We start from the raw sequence: 15,917 nt of genomic DNA, 5'->3' as shown, positions 1-15,917 counted from the left end.
TTAATGTAACTCTGCTATTCCAAAAAAGTAACGAAAAAATGATGGTTTGTAAAAGGTTTTATATTAGAGGGAGCAATTTGAATGAAAAAAATACAATTAAACTCACCTGAATTTAATCGTGTACTGAAAAATTTACAATTTGAAAATTTATCACTAACTCCCACACTACAAAAAAAAGTGCTTGAAATCGTTAATTCTGGTGAGCAAATTTCGCCAACTATTATTAAGGAAGCTTTAAAAAATGGGAAAGTATAATGAGAAATTTAATGATGGTTTCCTTCTAATAAACAAACCTTCTAGGTATTTCTGATTATAAAAATCTTGTATTAGCAGAAGCTTTTGTGTTTTCACTCAGAGCTACACAAATTGAACAAGGAACAAACAAAATCAACTCATTCTATCTTCGTGACTTCCAACGTTTACACGCACATCTATTTCAAGATATTTATTCGTTCGCTGGACACTTTAGAGATGTTCAATTAATGAAAGGTTCTACCCGATTTTGCCAATATCAATTTATTAACTCCTATGCAAGTGAATTGTTTCTACAAAAAAATAATGAACCAACTTGGAGTTCCATTAATCAAGCTGCAAATAGATTGGCTTAAATCCGAATTGAATATGCTACATCCTTTCAGAGAGGGAAATGGGCGTACCATTCGTATTTTTTTACAAGCATTATCTAAAGGTGTTGACTGGAATTTTACAGATATAGATTAAGATACTTATTTAAAAGCTATGATTCAATCTGTTACCGATACAGAACTTCTAGAAAACCTATTTTTAAATACTATTGAATTTATCTAAACAATTGAAACAAATGTTGCTATAAAACTCAAAAGCTCTTTTATAAAAAAAACAGTGAACCCGCATGTGGATTCACTGTTTTCTTTTAAAATTTTGAGCCTTTATCGCCGTATTCGTTTAGAAGTTCTTCAAACGATTTGTTCTTTTCACGCTGCTTGCGCTCAAAGGCTAGATTGGCTTGGCGCTCTTCTTCAGCCGCCTGCTCCTTCGCTGCTAAATCCTGTTTAGCTGCCTTTAACTTAGCAAGCACATCTCCACCGAGCTGATCCGCTAAGGTCATGGCCTCCTGCTTTGGTAAAGTAGCTGTCAAACTACTATCCATACGTTGCTGTTGCTGTTTTCGTTTTTTACCCATTACTTTCACCTTCTTACTGTCATCAAGGGCGTTTAACAATTGTTGCTACACCTTGACCCCCACCGATACAGAGTGTAGCAAGACCTGTTTTGGCATTAGTCTTTTCCATCTCATGTAAAAGTGTTACTAAAATACGTGCACCACTTGCACCAATTGGGTGACCAAGGGCAATTGCTCCCCCATTGACATTTAGTTTATCATGATTAAAGCCTAATTCGCGATCGACAGCTATGGATTGTGCTGCAAATGCTTCATTCGCTTCAATTAAATCAATTGCTTCTAAAGAAACATCAGCATTTGCCAATGCTTTCTTTACGGCTGTGACAGGTCCAGTTCCCATAATGGCTGGGTCAACACCTGCACTTGCATTTGCGGCAATTAATGCCATCGGTTGAATTCCTAACGCTTCTGCTTTTTCTTTTGACATAACAACAACTGCTGCTGCGCCATCATTAATGCCAGATGCATTGGCTGCTGTTACTGATCCATCCTTCTTAAAGGCAGGACGTAATTTAGATAGAGACTCTGCTGTCACACCTTTACGAGGGAATTCATCTTTATCAAAAACAATTGACTCTCCCTTACGCTGAGGTATTTCCACAGCGACGATTTCATCATTAAATTTCCCTGCCTCAATAGCTGCTTCTGCACGCTGTTGTGAACGTGCCGCAAAAGCATCTTGCTCTTCTCGAGAAATCTCATAGGCATCACATAAATTTTCTGCGGTAATGCCCATATGGTAATCATTAAATGCACACCATAGACCATCATGAATCATTGTATCGACAACCTTCTGATCTCCCATACGGAAGCCTTCACGAGCATTTTTTAAGACATATGGTGCTTGACTCATATTTTCAAAGCCACCTGCCACGATAATATCTGCGTCTCCTGCTAAAATGGCCTGTGTCGCTAAATGCACTGCTTTTAAGCCTGAGCCACACACCTTATTAATCGTTAAGGCTGATACTTCATGTGGTAAGCCTGCTGCAATGGCTGCTTGACGGGCTGGATTCTGCCCAAGTCCTGCCGATAAAACATTCCCCATTATGACCTCGTCAACTTGTTCGCCTGCTACGCCAGCACGTGCCAATGCTTCTTTAATGACAATACTGCCTAAAGTTGTCGCTGGTACGTCTTTTAATGCTCCTTGAAAAGAGCCAATTGCTGTACGTACAGCACTTACGATTACTACCTCGTTTGCCATATCCATTCTCCCCTTTTCCCCGTTCAAAAATCAATACTGCTGCATATGCTACTAGCAGATATGTATATTTTAACAAATGTTTTGACGATTTTCGATAATAGAAATAATCGCAGTTTTGCCGAAGTTATTGTAAAATGTTGACGTGTTTTAAACAATCTTAGTTGGGAACATTACAAATAGAAACAGGACGTGGAGGTGCTAATCATGAAGAAGAAAATGCTATTATTGTCAGGTATTACAACGACGCTTGCCGCTGCAGCAACAGGACTGTTCGGCTTTGCGCTTTCAAATAAATTGATGTACATTCAACAAAAGGACCCCGAGTTTGTACGTGAACGGGAAACTACAGCTAAACGCTTTGACGAAGCTTGGTACAATAAAAATTTAAAATGTGAATTAAATATTGATTCACCTAATGGCTATACAATTCGAGGTATTATGTTTCAGCCATTAGAAACCGATAACACCATCATTATTTGCCATGGCGTAACAGAAAATAAAATCAACTCTGTCAAATATGCTCGACTTTTTGAACGACTCGGATACAATTCTGTCATTTTTGATCATCGTCGCCATGGGGAGTCTGGAGGTAAAACAACTAGCTATGGCTATTATGAGAAAAATGACTTGGATGCCGTAGTGAAAACGGTCAAGGCGATGATTGGAGAAAATGCGATTCTTGGTATTCATGGGGAATCAATGGGTGCTGCAACAATGCTCCTTTATGCAGGAACAATAGAGGATGGTGCAGATTTCTATATTTCGGATTGTGCCTTTTCTGATTTTTCCATGCTCCTTCGACAAATTGCCAAAACAGAATTTAAGTACGGCTCTATTATTCCCATTCGTTTTGCAGATTTTTTTATTCGATTGCGTGACGGCTATTCCTTTAAAAGTGTGACACCAGCTGAAGCAGTCACAAATATTAAAAAGCCCATACTCTTTATCCATAGTATTCCTGATACATTTATTCCTCCTTCTATGTCACTGGACTTATACAATAAAAAGACTGGTCCTAAGAAATTAAAGCTATTTGATACAGGAGCCCATGCTCAATCCTTTAATGAAAATATGGCTGAATATGAGGATTTAATTCATGATTTTTTAGAAAGCTTCATTTATCAGAAAATGAATCGTGAATCTTCCTCCTCAAATGTTATTCCATTTCACTTTTAAAAATGGAAAACCTTGCGCTTAAAAATTTCACGCAAGGTTTCATGTTGTTGAAATACTATTATGTCAATGACATCAAGGTGACAAATTAAAAAGTATAGCCTTTTTTCAAAACGAGGGGTTGATCTCTGTTCCGACTGAGTGATTTCCTGGGGGCGTCCGATGAGCCGCTTCACTCGCGTTGCTCGCTCCAGGGTCTCATCTGTGACGCTGAATCCCCGAGGAGTCACTCAGTCTACACTCCAATCAACCATTGCTCATAGTATTTTCTATCGGCATTTCACATAAATATGTAGTGATAATTTGAAGTCTTAACCATCACTATTTTGCGCAATAGTGGAGCTTTGATAACATTTTTCTATGCAAAAACAGAGTGACAGCAAAAAGTGGCTTTATGTAAAGCAACAAAGTGATTCTATACATAAAGTGTAGGACAACAACTATAGAATTGTGCTATTATATCCATTTAATGATGGTGGGTAATATACTTTTACTTTACTTTTGATGGAAGTGAATATTAAAAGTTCTACACTATTATTGATTGGAGTGCAAGGCTACTCGACTCCCGTGGGATAGCGAGACAGACGAGACCCTGCACGGAGCGTCAGCGCAGGAAGCGGCTCGTCGCTCGCCCACTGGAAAGCGAGTAGCCTGGAACGGAAATCACCTTCTTTTGACTTAGTAGTCTTCGCAAAGAGTCCCTTGACCATTTAGTTTTTCAACACTGTGAAACCTTGCGTGATAAATTTCACGCAAGGTTTATTTTTTATTCAGCAAAAACGATATGCCATTCATCACGTTTTGCTAAAAATTCTTTAGCTAATGCTTGTGCTCCTTCCAAGCTATGGCTTGCTGCCCAGCCACATTGCACCTCATTACATGCAGGAACCGCAGTTGCCTTTGTTACATCTGTAAATGTCTTTTCTAATATATCTAATAAATCCTCGTAATCATTATGATTAATCAATGATACATAAAAGCCTGTTTGACAACCCATTGGGCTAAAATCAACAATTTGATCTGAATAATTACGAATAATGTCAGCCGATAAATGCTCTAAGGAATGTAATGCAGGCATTTCCATATGCTCTTTATTAGGCTGCTTAAAGCGAATATCGTATTTAAACACTTCATCGCCATTTTTTCCTGATTTAACACCAGCTAAACGAACATACGGTGCTTTTACCTTCGTATGATCTAAATCAAAACTCTCAACATTTGTTTTTTCTTTCTGCAATGCACACAACTCCTTTAAATAGATTAAATCCATTATAACTAGTTTTCCGATAGAATTGTATGATTTTTACGAATTATATAAAATATTTGGCAATAAGAACTCTCGCTTAAAAAATGAAAAAACAACTAGCCAGGCTTGGACTAGTTGCTCTTTATAAAATGCTACTTATTTTTGGAACTTATTCATTTGTGCCATCATTTGACGTACTTGCTTTTCAGACGGCGTACGACCCATCTGCGCCATCATCATACGAATCATTTGCTCATTAATAGGTGGGTTTTCTTTTAAATATTTCATCATAGCTTGACGAGCGAAATAGAAACCAAGTGCCGCTCCCGCTGCTAATGCGATAATTACGATAATAATCCAGCCCCATGTAGGCATACAACCAACCTCCTCCACTACAATATACCGAGAAAAAACTCTCCACGCTCCATTATACACCAAATGATAGCGGGTTACTATATATTGTAGCGAATTTTGCTAGTGCATTGTATACTTCATAGGCTTTAGCCATCCACACTCATTATCCTGTTTATTGAAGGCAATAAAACGCTCACTCATCTTCGCAAGCATCTGGAAAAGATCTAAATCGAGCATTCTGGATCCTTCACAGTAGACACAAATTTTACGTTCCACCAAATAGATAGCCATTTTCCCCTTTATAGGATGTTCTAAAAATAAGGCATTACGAGCTCTTTCTAAATGTGCATATTTGGAATCTAGTTGCACCTCTAGCATCGCAGCAATTTCATCGAAGCGAACAGATTCACATATATAGGCAAGCTCTTTTAAGGATTTCTCGTTAGCATCTTCGCAGCCCTGCATCATCTCTAATAACTTTCGTTCTCTACCGAAAATAAATGTTAAATGCTCTTCTTTTATTTTATATATGGAATAGGTTCTCACCAGAAATCCTCCTTCGTTCAAGTTTCTTTTTCATAAGTATAGCTCAAGCAACCTCCTTAATTTGTCAAACGAAGGAGGTATTCATCTTCTATTTTTGTCGAAAACCTTCTAGTTTCGGATCTATCAATGACATTATGACAGAACACAGTGTAAAGCCATTTTTAGCATGAATAAGTTGCCATATAACTGTGAAACTAGCTCATTTTTCCTCCATTATTGATTATAAAAGCCTTTATAGCAGGAGCTTAGATTGTCCTCAGCCTCAAGACCTAGAGTAAAATCAATTTCCAGTCCGTTTTAGAAGAGCTTTAGGAAAGGTACTATAAAGGTACAAACGAAAGGAGCTAAAACTTATGAAAAAATTTCTTCTATTAACAGGAGGCATCATTGCAGCATGTGTAGCACTTGCCTTAATCGGACCACTAGCAGGGTTACTATTTTCGGGGTTATTAGTAGCACTTGGTATGCACTTCTACATTGCAAGCAAATCAACATTTGGCAAAATCATTTGGTTCACAGTGGGTCTGATTGGTGTTCTTTCAGCCGTATCTAATATCCCTGCAATGATTGGATTAGCGGCAATCGCTATCATCTACGTGATCTATAAAAAATGGAATAACGAAGATGTTAAAATTCCAACAATTGAAGCAAAAGAAGAAGATCCGTTTACAAACTTTGAAAAAGAATGGTCAAACTTAACAAAATAAAAGGAGAGAAATGACATGAACTTATTTCAACGCTTTAAATATACAATAGAGGCTGACTTACATCAGGCATTTGATAAAAAGGAACAAAAAAATCCAATTGCCATGCTAAATCAATATATTCGCGAGGCGGAAAAACAAACTGAGCAAACTGGAACATTATTAGCGCGTCAAGGCCAGCTAAAGGAAAAATTGGAGCAGGAGCTGAAACAAAACGCTGAGCTACTTACTAAGCGTGAAGCGCAACTAAAATTGGCTACTACTAGCGGTGAACAGGATTTAATCGACTTTGCTACTGATGAGGTTGCTGCTTACACGGCACGAAACAATACATTACAAGGTAGTATTGAAGCAAGTACACGTGAGTACTTCGAGCTTGAGCGTAAATTTGAAACGATGAAGCACAAAATTAAAGATATGAAAGTGCGTCAATTACAGCTGATGGGCAAGGAAAACGTAACACGTGCCCACCATCAAATGGATGGTATGCTTGCTAAAAACAATAAAACGAACTTTGAGGATTTAGAAGCCTATATCGATAAGCTTGCTTACCAAATCGATAAAGACCATGAAGTCACTACTTTTGAGGCACGTCTTGCTCAGTTAGAAAAAAAAGCAGCAGAAGAAAACGCACCACTACTAATCGAAAATAAATAACATGTTATAATATAAAGAAATAAGGGATGCCTCTATTAGGAAGCATCCCATTTCTTTGAAGAAAAACTACTAAGAAAAACTAAATATACTCCAGTCAGAGGTTGTTGATTCATAACCCCTTAATGACTGAATAAAGGAATTTTCATGATAAAAAACAGAAAGTGGTTTAGTCATATGATTAAAATATGTCTTTTTGCTTTTATTATACTTCTATTATTTGCACTTATATTATTCGGTTATCGTTTTATTGCCCAACAGCGTATTCATCAAAAAAGTGCTGAAATTATCGAAAATGGCGGTATTAGTGAGCTCAAAGAAATAGCGGTCAATGGAGATAAGCAGTTTATCTTAGTGGAAGGGCAAGATAAGGAGAAGCCCTTTTGTTTATTCCTTCATGGCGGGCCAGGTTCTCCGTTTCCTTATGGTGTAAGTGCTCGAACATTGTATCCAGAAATAACTGAGAATTGTGTCGCCGTCTATTACGATCAAAGAGGTTCAGGTAAAAGCTATAATAAGGAACTATCTGTTACTACCATGAATCTATCTCAATTTACAGAAGACGCTAATCATATCGTTGATTATATTAGAGAGCATTATCAGCAGGAAAAAATCTTTATCATTGGTCAATCCTTTGGTACGATAATTGGTACTCAATTAGTGGCTAAATATCCCGAGAAATTCCACGCCTATTTAGGTATAGCTCAAATAACTGATATTATTAAAGGGCAGGAACTCGGTTATAGCTGGTTAAAAAATGAGGCCCGAGCAAATGATGATGAGAAAACACTGCGCATTTTAGAGGATTTAGGAAAGGGGCCTTATCTAGCAGAGGATGAGGATCAATTTAGTGACCTAATTAATCGATATAAAGGAATGAATTATTTTGATGAGACGATAGAAAAGGTTAATCTTTTTGGTTTAATAAAAGGGGCTTTTACTTCACCCGATTACTCTTTACAGGATCTTTATAAGGCATTTATCTCTGGGCCTCAGTTTAGCCTTGTTAAAAGCAAGACATTAAAAGAAGAAATTATCCATACAACTTTTTTTGACACGGTCAAAAGTATAGATGTTCCCGTTTACATTATTCATGGTAAATATGATAAACAAGCAAATTATGAATTGGCAAAACAATATTACGAGTTTTTAGATGCACCAAATGGTAAGGTATTTATCACATTGGAGAACTCTGCCCATTATCCAAATCAGCGCGATGCATCAATCATAAATGACACGATAAAAAACATGCTTGAAAAATAAAACTTTGATCTTTTAGGGAAGTTCGGCTTCTCTCATCAATATCTAGAAAGAAGGGTGACCCTCTTGCAAAATTTCACAACCAATAAGCTTACATTTTGGGTACTATGCTTCTTTTTACTCGTCTTTGTAGAGCTTACAATTTTTAATAATGGCGGCGCCTTTAGTCTATTGATTGGAGCTGGACTTCTTTATTTAAGTTTCTCGAAAAAAATTCGTTTCTTTAAATGGACAGGAATTTTCTTTATTGCCATTGCCCTCTTTACGATGTGGAGCCTGCGCCTGTTTATAGTTATCATACTGCTCTACATGCTTTATCAATATTTACAAAGAGAAAATGAAGCAAAGGTGGTCGGCTCAGAGCTATTTGATAAACTTCCTGCTACAAAAAATGAAATATTCGGTACGCTGCCTGCACCTATAGATGCCTATAAATGGCAAGATGTCCAAATTCAAAGACTTGCTGGTGATATTACAATTGATACAACACAAACCATTTTACCTGCAGGCACAAGTCTTATTACGATTCGTCAAGGCATTGGTAAAGTGCAAATTTATATACCTTATGAAGTTCCATTCCGTTTACACTACACAACACTATTTGGCGATATAACTTGCTTAAATATTGGGCCACAACGCCTACTGAATGAAAGTGTATGCTTCTCAGATGGCAATCCTGAAGATGCAAAGCGTACACTTGTTATACATGTTGCAACATGGCTTGGAGACTTGGAGGTGCTACGTAAATGATTGCCTTTATCTCAAGAATCTTTACGCTATTTTTCATTATAACAAGTGCGGCTTTCGGTCTCCTCGTAGCTGTTTGGGGTGAACCAAAGGAGAAAACCTGGGAACCTCTCTGGCAGCAACAATACGGCAATATGCCATTAGGTGGAATTATTGTTCTCAGCATCTTTGGTATCAGTCTACTAATAGCGGGCTGGATTAGTATGACGGCTCGTGCTAGAGAGGCGCAGGCAACGCGCATTGTCAAACAATTAATTGAACCAGATTTTGTCTTACCCAAAAAGCAGCCATTGCCAAAGCCGCTGAAAAAAGCGATCGTGCAAACAAGCGAATTAATCGATACCCAACGAAAAAGCTTGCAGCGATTATCGAATGAACGTGCAGAAGCCAATGATAAAATCATACAAGAGCGCATTATTGCTGAACGTCAGCGCCTTGCCAGAGAACTACATGATTCTGTTTCACAGCAATTATTTGCAGCCTCCATGCTATTGTCCGCTTTAACGGAGAACGATGAAAATGCCACTAGCTTAAAGCAGGTTGAAAAAATTGTTCAACAGGCACAGCTAGAAATGCGAGCGTTATTATTACATTTACGCCCTGTTGCATTGCATAATAAAACACTTGCACAAGGTCTAGAGGAGCTCATTATCGAGCTTCAGCAAAAAGTATTTTTTCATATTGAATATGAGCTGGAGGAAATGTCTTTATCGAAAGCAGAAGAGGATCATTTATTCCGTATTGCACAGGAGGCATTATCCAATACGTTACGTCATGCAAAGGCGAGCGAGGTCGAATTAATGCTTGTTGCCCGAGATGATTTAGCCATTTTACGCATTCAGGACAATGGTCTTGGCTTTGATGTTGAAGCGGATAAATCTACTTCCTATGGCTTGCAAAATATTGCCGAACGAGCTGTGGAGATTGGCTGTATGTATAAAATTGTATCAGTGCCTGGGGAAGGTACAATTGTAGAGGTAAAGATTCCACTACAGAAGGAGGTCGAAGTAAATGATTCAAGTGTTAATAGTGGATGATCACGAAATGGTCCGAATCGGTGTCTCTGCCTACTTGTCAGCACAGCCAGATATCACGGTTGTTGGTGAAGCTGAGAATGGCAAGGTGGCGGTCGAGCGTGCCCTCGCCCTTCGCCCCGATATTATTTTAATGGACAACGTTATGCCAATTATGACAGGGGCAGAGGCAACGGCTGAAATTTTAACGGCATGGCCAGAGGCAAAAATAATGATGGTCACAAGCTTTTTAGATGACGACAAGGTCTATCCTGCACTAGAGGCAGGAGCAGTCAGCTATATTTTAAAAACATCCAATGCAAAGCAGATTGCAGACGCTATTCGTAAAACAATGGGGGGCGAAACGGTGTTAGAGCCTGAAGTGACATCTAAAATGATGCACCGTATGCGTCATGGCAACAGCACACCCCTTTATGAGCAATTAACAGATCGTGAGATGGAGGTGCTGCTGTTAATGGCTCAAGGTAAGGCGAATCAAGAAATTGCGGATGACTTATATATTGCCTTAAAAACCGTGAAAACACATGTCAGCAATATTTTGGCAAAGCTTGATGTCCAAGATCGCACACAGGCAGTTGTCTATGCCTTTCAAAACGGGCTGGCAAAATAACACTGTTCAATCAACCCTTTTCACTGTAAAGAAACGAAACTGCATTTAAATGCAGTTTCATGTTGTTGAAATACTATTATGTCAAGGAAATCAAGATGACAAATCAAAAAGTATAGCCCTTTTTCAAAACGAGGGGTTGATCTCCGTTCCGACTGAGTGCTTTCCTGGGGGCGTCCGATGAGCCGCTTCACTCGCGTTGCTCGCTCCAGGGTCTCATCTGTGACGCTGTGATCCCCAAGGAGTCACTCATTCTACACTCCAATCAACCATTGCTCATAGTTTTTTCATTGGCATTTCACATAAATGTATAGTGATAAATTGAAGTCTTAACCATCACTATTTTTCGCAAAAAAGAAGCTGTTACATTTTTCTATTCGAAAGCAGAGCGACAGTAATAAGTGGCTCTATGTTTAGTTATAAAGTAGTTTTATGGACAAAATGTAGGTTGACAGCTATAGAATTTTACTACTATTCTATCCATTTAATGATGGTGAGTAATATGCTTTTACTTTACTTTTGAAGGAAGAAAATATTTAAAGTTCTACACTATTGCAGATTGGAGTGCAAGGCTACTCGACTCCCGTGGGAAGCGAGACAGACGAGACCCTGCACGGAGCGTCAGCGCAGGAAGCGGCTCGTCGCTCGCCCACTGGAAAGCGAGTAGCCTGGAATGGAAATCACCTTTATTTTGGCTAAATATTCACATAGAGTCCCTTGACTATTTAGTTTTTCAACACTATGAAACTGCATTTAAATGCAGTTTTTTATTTATTAAAAATCTCCTGAAGCTCTTGGACACTACTCACAATATACGTTGCTTGGGCATGCTGTAGTTCTTCCAATGATCCGAAGCTGTATGTTACTCCAATAGCATCAATTTGATTTTCTTGTGCGCCAGCAATATCGTATTTTCGATCTCCTATCATAATAAAATGCTGACGGGGAACCTCGCTAAAGCTTTCTAGAACAAACGCGATGATCTCACCTTTTGCAGATCGTGTGCCATCTAAATGACTTCCCACCACAAGGTCAAAGAACTGCTCAAGGTTAAAATAGCTTAAAATTTGTTCCGCAAAAATGGTTGGCTTAGACGTAGCCACTGCTAATTGATAGCCTTGTTCCTTTAAATTTGCTAATAAGGAGGTTATTTGTGGATAGAGTTTATTTTCATACATGCCTTTTTTCGAAAATCGTTCACGATAATAGGCAATTGCTTGATGGATTTGTGCCTCATCCATCTCATATTGTTCAGCAAGAGATACTTGCAACGGTGGACCGATAAATGCCTCAAGCCTATCCAAATCCTCCTCCATAATCTCCATCTTTTCTAAAGCATATTGAACCGATTTTGTTATACCGATTTTAGGATCAGACAAGGTGCCGTCTAAATCAAATAATATTACTCTATAGTTCTTCATATCTCTACCCCACTTCTTGTACACAGATAAGGAAATAATGGTAATATAAATTTTAAGGAAAATTGAACCTTCTCATTCTATTATCGTTATTACTTAGTATAAGGAGGAATTGTATGGAAACACATTTTACTTATAAACAATTTGTTACAAATCATTCGTTTTCTCTACTCGATCCTATTTTTGAGGTCATATTGCTGTTCGCTATTATATTGCTATTGATTGTCTTTATTAAAAATGTACCAACCTGGTTTTGTCTTCTGTTTGCAGGACTTTCTATCCTCATTTCAGGTCAACTGCTTTGGTTTAGTGGTATTATAGCCGATGAGCTCAATATCGGAGGGAGTGCAAAGAGCTTCTTCATATTTATTGCCACTCTATGTATTCATGGCGCAGCTATTTGGATTTCCCTCATAAAATCTTCCAAAGATGAAAAAATACCGCAGCACTCAGAGGGTTTTTAACCCTACTGAGTATTGCGGTACCTCAAGATATTAGAGAGCTTTTACCTTCTCTACAACATTCTCTACTGTAAATCCATACTTCTCCATCACTAATTCACCTGGTGCTGATGCGCCGAACTTGTCGATAGCAAGAACGTCACCTTCAAAGCCAGTATATTTATGCCAGCCGAATGACGCACCCATTTCAATGGCAAGACGTTTTGTCACAGCTTTTGGTAGAACAGATTCTTTGTAAGCTGCATCTTGCTTTTCAAAGCGATCCATAGATGGCATTGATACAACTGCTACATCCATACCTTCTGCTTTTAATGCTTTTTGTGCTTCCACAGCAAGTGAAACCTCAGAGCCAGTTGCAATTAAAATTGCATCTGCCACGTCTTTTGAAGCTGGAGATACTGTATAAGCACCCTTCGCAACTCCTTCACGTACCGTATCAATAGATGCATTCAGTACAGGCAAGTTTTGACGAGATAGCACTAAAACAGTTGGTGTTTTTTCTGATGCTACGGCAAGCTCCCAAGCAACTGCTGATTCATTTGCATCTGCAGGGCGAATAACAGATAGATTTGGCATTGCACGTAATGAAGCAAGGTGTTCGATTGGTTCATGTGTTGGCCCATCTTCCCCTACTGCAATCGAGTCATGAGTAAATACATACGTTACAGGAAGACCCATTAATGCAGAAAGACGAACTGCTGGACGAACGTAATCAGAGAATACGAAGAACGTACCACCAAATACATTTAAACCACCGTGAAGAGCCATACCGTTCATAGCGGCACCCATTGCAAATTCACGTACACCAAACCAGATGTTACGGCCAGCATAATCATCTGCAGAGAAATCGCCTGCACCCTTCATCGTTGTTTTATTGGAGCCTGCAAGGTCAGCAGAACCACCAAAGAATGATGGTGTTTTCTTCGCAATGGCATTAATCGCATCACCTGAAGAAGAACGTGTTGCTACAGATTTACCTGCTTCATAAACTGGTAACTCAGAAGCAAAGTCCTCTGGTAATTCGCCATTCATTGCTTTTTCAAATTGAGCAGCTAGCTCTGGGAATTCTTGTTTATAGGCTGCAAATTTAGCATTCCAAGCTTCTTCAGACTGTGCGCCTTGCACTTCAGCGGCAGCATTAAATGTATCGTATACTTCAGCAGGAATTTGGAATGGTTCATGTGCCCATTCATAGGCTGCTTTCGTTAATACAACTTCATCTGTACCAAGTGGAGCACCATGCGAATCTGCTTTACCTGATTTATTTGGAGAACCGAAACCAATCACCGTTTTCACTTCAATCAGTGTTGGTTTGCCAGTTGATTTTTTAGCTTCCTCGATAGCTATGTTAATTGCTTCAACATCTGTGCCATCTGCTACTTTTAAATAGTTCCAGCCATATGATTCGAAACGTTTTTGAACATTTTCTGAGAATGATTTTTCTAAATCACCATCAAGAGAAATATCATTAGAATCGTAAAGTACGATTAATTTTTCAAGTTTTAAGTGACCTGCTAAAGAAATAGCTTCTGCTGCTACACCTTCCATTAAGTCACCATCACCACAAAGTGCGAATGTATAGTGATCAACAATGTCATGACCTGGTTTATTGTAAGTAGCTGCTAAATGACGCTCAGCCATTGCCATACCTACTGTCATAGCAATACCTTGACCTAGAGGACCTGTTGTAGCCTCTACCCCAACTGTATGACCATATTCAGGATGTCCTGGAGTTAATGAATCCCATTGACGGAAGTTTTGAATTTCCTCCATTGGTAAGCCATAGCCACCTAGATGAAGTAAACTGTACAGTAGCATCGAGCCATGACCTGCAGAAAGTACAAAACGATCACGATTAAACCATTTCGGATTAGCTGGATTATGGTGAAGTTGTTTTGTCCAAAGCGTATAAGCCATTGGCGCCGCCCCCATCGGTAAACCTGGGTGACCTGAATTTGCTTTTTCAATTGCATCGATTGACAATGTTCGGATAGCATTAATCGCTAGTTGATCCGCATGTTGAGTCATTTTGTTGTGACATCCTTTCTCGTCCTATATATTGTTCTTCTACAGTTTAGTCAACATTGTCAAAGAAAACAATGCTTTTGTTATACTATTTAGCATTTGTAACATACTTTAAAGAAATGTGTCACATTAATTTAGAAATTTATTTTTTTTCGCTTGTTTTACCTTTTCAGGTGTTACATCATTTCCTTCTATATCTACCACTTTTACATTTTCAATGGTATCACGCATAGTTGCTCTAAATGTATCTAAATACTCTTTACGAAGTGCTGTTTGCTCCTTCGCTTCTGCCTCCGATAATTTTCCATTCTTTGCTTTGGCAGAAAGTTCATTGATTCGCTTAATTTTTTCCTTTGATAACATAGTTACACACCTTTCCAGTACATATCTTAATGTATTTGGTATGCAAAGTATAGCATGTATTCCCTTAAAATGCAGTTATACCAACCCTTTCACTTTAGTAAAAAATACCACAGATTACATGACTTTCAGGAAATAGATGTGTATAACTATAGTAGAGACTTTAAAAATTTACTTGCATGGAGGAAAATACATGAAAATAGAAACAAATAGATTACTTATTCGAAATTTTAAGGAGGACGATTGGCAGGCAGTTTATGACTATACATCCGATAGCCATGTGATGAAGTATATTCCTGAAGGTGTTTTTAACGAGGACATGGCTAAGAAATTTGTATCAGACAATAGTGGCGAGCAGGCAAAATACTTTCCAGTTACTTTAATAGAAGAGAATTTGATCATTGGTCATATTGTTTTTCATCAATATTTTGGCGACCATACATATGAAATTGGCTGGGTCTTTAATCCGAAATACTACAACAAAGGCTATGCTTCTGAGGCAGCAAAAGCTGTACTACACTACGGGTTCAAGGAAATGAATCTTCATCGAATCATCGCAACGTGCCAGCCAGAGAATATTGCCTCCTATCGAGTAATGGAGAAAATCGGCATGAGACGTGAAGGATATTTTAAAAAATGTATCCCGAATGGTGATGAATGGTGGGATGAATACTATTATGCTGTTTTAGGTGAGGAGTGGGTATAGCAAATATTGCTGTTACAATCAAGCAAAGTGAATATTATAGTGACTTCTAACAATTTGCCAATAAAGATAATAGTGGAGTTGTACACAAATTTAATATACTAAATGCCTAGAAGTCTTTTGGGACCCCTTAAAGTTAGAGTTTTTATTATGCAGTTAATTGGCTGGCATACGTTCGGTATTTTACTGGACTCATGCCAGCCAGTTTTTGTTTAATTCGTTCATTGTTTCATTTCTCGAGATATTCATATCTTCT

The 15,917-nt window shown here is 38.4% G+C and carries 20 protein-coding genes; 12 read left to right on the top strand and 8 right to left on the bottom strand.

The genetic code is table 11. The features are described 5' to 3' along the window. The first annotated feature begins 81 nt into the window (after positions 1-81). The 3 genes from QNH24_RS06670 to QNH24_RS26250 all read left to right on the top strand — a co-directional run bounded on the left by QNH24_RS06670 (position 82) and on the right by QNH24_RS26250 (position 720). Complete coding sequence (locus tag QNH24_RS06670; protein ID WP_283871305.1) at positions 82-255, top strand: Zn-dependent hydrolase; 174 nt, start codon at positions 82-84, stop codon at positions 253-255. Positions 256-341: 86 nt separating this feature from the next. Beyond that, positions 342-608 carry a Fic family protein gene (locus QNH24_RS06665; protein ID WP_283871304.1) on the top strand — a complete coding sequence of 89 codons (267 nt, stop codon included), beginning with the start codon at positions 342-344 and terminating at the stop codon, positions 606-608. Next, positions 529-720 carry a Fic family protein gene (locus QNH24_RS26250; RefSeq protein WP_353051142.1) on the top strand — a complete coding sequence of 64 codons (192 nt, stop codon included), beginning with the start codon at positions 529-531 and terminating at the stop codon, positions 718-720. Before QNH24_RS06665 ends, QNH24_RS26250 begins: the two co-directional genes overlap by 80 nt. 172 nt (positions 721-892) lie before the next feature. Here QNH24_RS26250 and QNH24_RS06660 read toward each other — a convergent pair whose 3' ends face one another. Together QNH24_RS06660 and QNH24_RS06655 are read right to left on the bottom strand one after the other, a co-directional pair. Continuing rightward, on the bottom strand, positions 893-1,162 hold the full coding sequence (locus QNH24_RS06660) for a YqkE family protein (RefSeq protein ID WP_283871303.1): 270 nt from the start codon (positions 1,160-1,162) through the stop codon (positions 893-895). Between the two features lie 22 nt (positions 1,163-1,184). Next, positions 1,185-2,369: an acetyl-CoA C-acetyltransferase gene (locus QNH24_RS06655; protein ID WP_283871302.1), complete on the bottom strand. Its 1,185-nt coding sequence runs from the start codon at positions 2,367-2,369 to the stop codon at positions 1,185-1,187. Between the two features lie 204 nt (positions 2,370-2,573). Between QNH24_RS06655 and QNH24_RS06650 the strand changes: the two genes are divergently transcribed. Then, positions 2,574-3,545 carry an alpha/beta hydrolase gene (locus QNH24_RS06650; protein WP_283871301.1) on the top strand — a complete coding sequence of 324 codons (972 nt, stop codon included), beginning with the start codon at positions 2,574-2,576 and terminating at the stop codon, positions 3,543-3,545. A 763-nt stretch (positions 3,546-4,308) separates the two neighbouring features. Here the strand turns inward: QNH24_RS06650 and QNH24_RS06645 are convergent. The 3 genes from QNH24_RS06645 to sirA form a co-directional block, all read right to left on the bottom strand. Next, on the bottom strand, positions 4,309-4,812 hold the full coding sequence (locus QNH24_RS06645; RefSeq protein ID WP_283871300.1) for an S-ribosylhomocysteine lyase: 504 nt from the start codon (positions 4,810-4,812) through the stop codon (positions 4,309-4,311). 132 nt (positions 4,813-4,944) lie between these two features. Next, complete coding sequence (locus QNH24_RS06640) at positions 4,945-5,163, bottom strand: YneF family protein (RefSeq protein ID WP_004232154.1); 219 nt, start codon at positions 5,161-5,163, stop codon at positions 4,945-4,947. Between the two features lie 99 nt (positions 5,164-5,262). Continuing rightward, positions 5,263-5,688: a sporulation inhibitor of replication protein SirA gene (sirA, locus tag QNH24_RS06635; protein ID WP_054772231.1), complete on the bottom strand. Its 426-nt coding sequence runs from the start codon at positions 5,686-5,688 to the stop codon at positions 5,263-5,265. A gap of 353 nt (positions 5,689-6,041) precedes the next feature. Here sirA and QNH24_RS06630 point away from each other — a divergent pair, with 353 nt between their 5' ends. The 6 genes from QNH24_RS06630 (at position 6,042) to QNH24_RS06605 (ending at position 10,697) form a co-directional block, all read left to right on the top strand. Further along, positions 6,042-6,395, top strand: a complete 354-nt coding sequence (locus QNH24_RS06630; RefSeq protein ID WP_283871299.1) for a lmo0954 family membrane protein — start codon at positions 6,042-6,044, stop codon at positions 6,393-6,395. Positions 6,396-6,410: 15 nt separating this feature from the next. After that, the gene (locus QNH24_RS06625; RefSeq protein ID WP_283871298.1) at positions 6,411-7,049 is read left to right on the top strand and encodes a PspA/IM30 family protein; all 639 of its coding nucleotides are present in this window, start codon (positions 6,411-6,413) and stop codon (positions 7,047-7,049) included. 174 nt (positions 7,050-7,223) lie between these two features. After that, complete coding sequence (locus tag QNH24_RS06620; protein WP_283871297.1) at positions 7,224-8,309, top strand: alpha/beta fold hydrolase; 1,086 nt, start codon at positions 7,224-7,226, stop codon at positions 8,307-8,309. Positions 8,310-8,372: 63 nt separating this feature from the next. Next, positions 8,373-9,056, top strand: a complete 684-nt coding sequence (gene liaF / locus QNH24_RS06615; RefSeq protein ID WP_283871296.1) for a cell wall-active antibiotics response protein LiaF — start codon at positions 8,373-8,375, stop codon at positions 9,054-9,056. After that, complete coding sequence (locus QNH24_RS06610; protein WP_283871295.1) at positions 9,053-10,090, top strand: sensor histidine kinase; 1,038 nt, start codon at positions 9,053-9,055, stop codon at positions 10,088-10,090. The genes liaF and QNH24_RS06610 overlap by 4 nt, the downstream gene beginning before the upstream one ends. Next, positions 10,065-10,697: a response regulator transcription factor gene (locus tag QNH24_RS06605; RefSeq protein WP_054772235.1), complete on the top strand. Its 633-nt coding sequence runs from the start codon at positions 10,065-10,067 to the stop codon at positions 10,695-10,697. The genes QNH24_RS06610 and QNH24_RS06605 overlap by 26 nt, the downstream gene beginning before the upstream one ends. Positions 10,698-11,461: 764 nt before the next feature. On the opposite strand, the gene QNH24_RS06600 is transcribed toward QNH24_RS06605, so the two are convergent. Next, positions 11,462-12,115 carry an HAD family hydrolase gene (locus QNH24_RS06600; protein WP_283871294.1) on the bottom strand — a complete coding sequence of 218 codons (654 nt, stop codon included), beginning with the start codon at positions 12,113-12,115 and terminating at the stop codon, positions 11,462-11,464. Between the two features lie 113 nt (positions 12,116-12,228). On the opposite strand from QNH24_RS06600, the gene QNH24_RS06595 reads away from it, so the two are divergent. After that, positions 12,229-12,576: a hypothetical protein gene (locus QNH24_RS06595; RefSeq protein ID WP_054772319.1), complete on the top strand. Its 348-nt coding sequence runs from the start codon at positions 12,229-12,231 to the stop codon at positions 12,574-12,576. A 30-nt stretch (positions 12,577-12,606) separates the two neighbouring features. On the opposite strand, the gene tkt is transcribed toward QNH24_RS06595, so the two are convergent. Beyond that, the gene (gene tkt, locus QNH24_RS06590; protein WP_283871293.1) at positions 12,607-14,601 is read right to left on the bottom strand and encodes a transketolase; all 1,995 of its coding nucleotides are present in this window, start codon (positions 14,599-14,601) and stop codon (positions 12,607-12,609) included. A gap of 126 nt (positions 14,602-14,727) precedes the next feature. Beyond that, on the bottom strand, positions 14,728-14,961 hold the full coding sequence (locus QNH24_RS06585) for a DUF896 domain-containing protein (RefSeq protein WP_283871292.1): 234 nt from the start codon (positions 14,959-14,961) through the stop codon (positions 14,728-14,730). A 190-nt stretch (positions 14,962-15,151) separates the two neighbouring features. Here QNH24_RS06585 and QNH24_RS06580 point away from each other — a divergent pair, with 190 nt between their 5' ends. Beyond that, positions 15,152-15,664 carry a GNAT family N-acetyltransferase gene (locus QNH24_RS06580; protein WP_283871291.1) on the top strand — a complete coding sequence of 171 codons (513 nt, stop codon included), beginning with the start codon at positions 15,152-15,154 and terminating at the stop codon, positions 15,662-15,664. Positions 15,665-15,917: the final 253 nt, after the last annotated feature.

The organism is Lysinibacillus pakistanensis, assembly GCF_030123245.1.
GTDB lineage: Bacteria > Bacillota > Bacilli > Bacillales_A > Planococcaceae > Lysinibacillus > Lysinibacillus pakistanensis.
The sequence above is the reverse complement of the archived record's forward strand: the minus strand, read 5'-3'. Positions and strand labels throughout refer to the sequence as shown.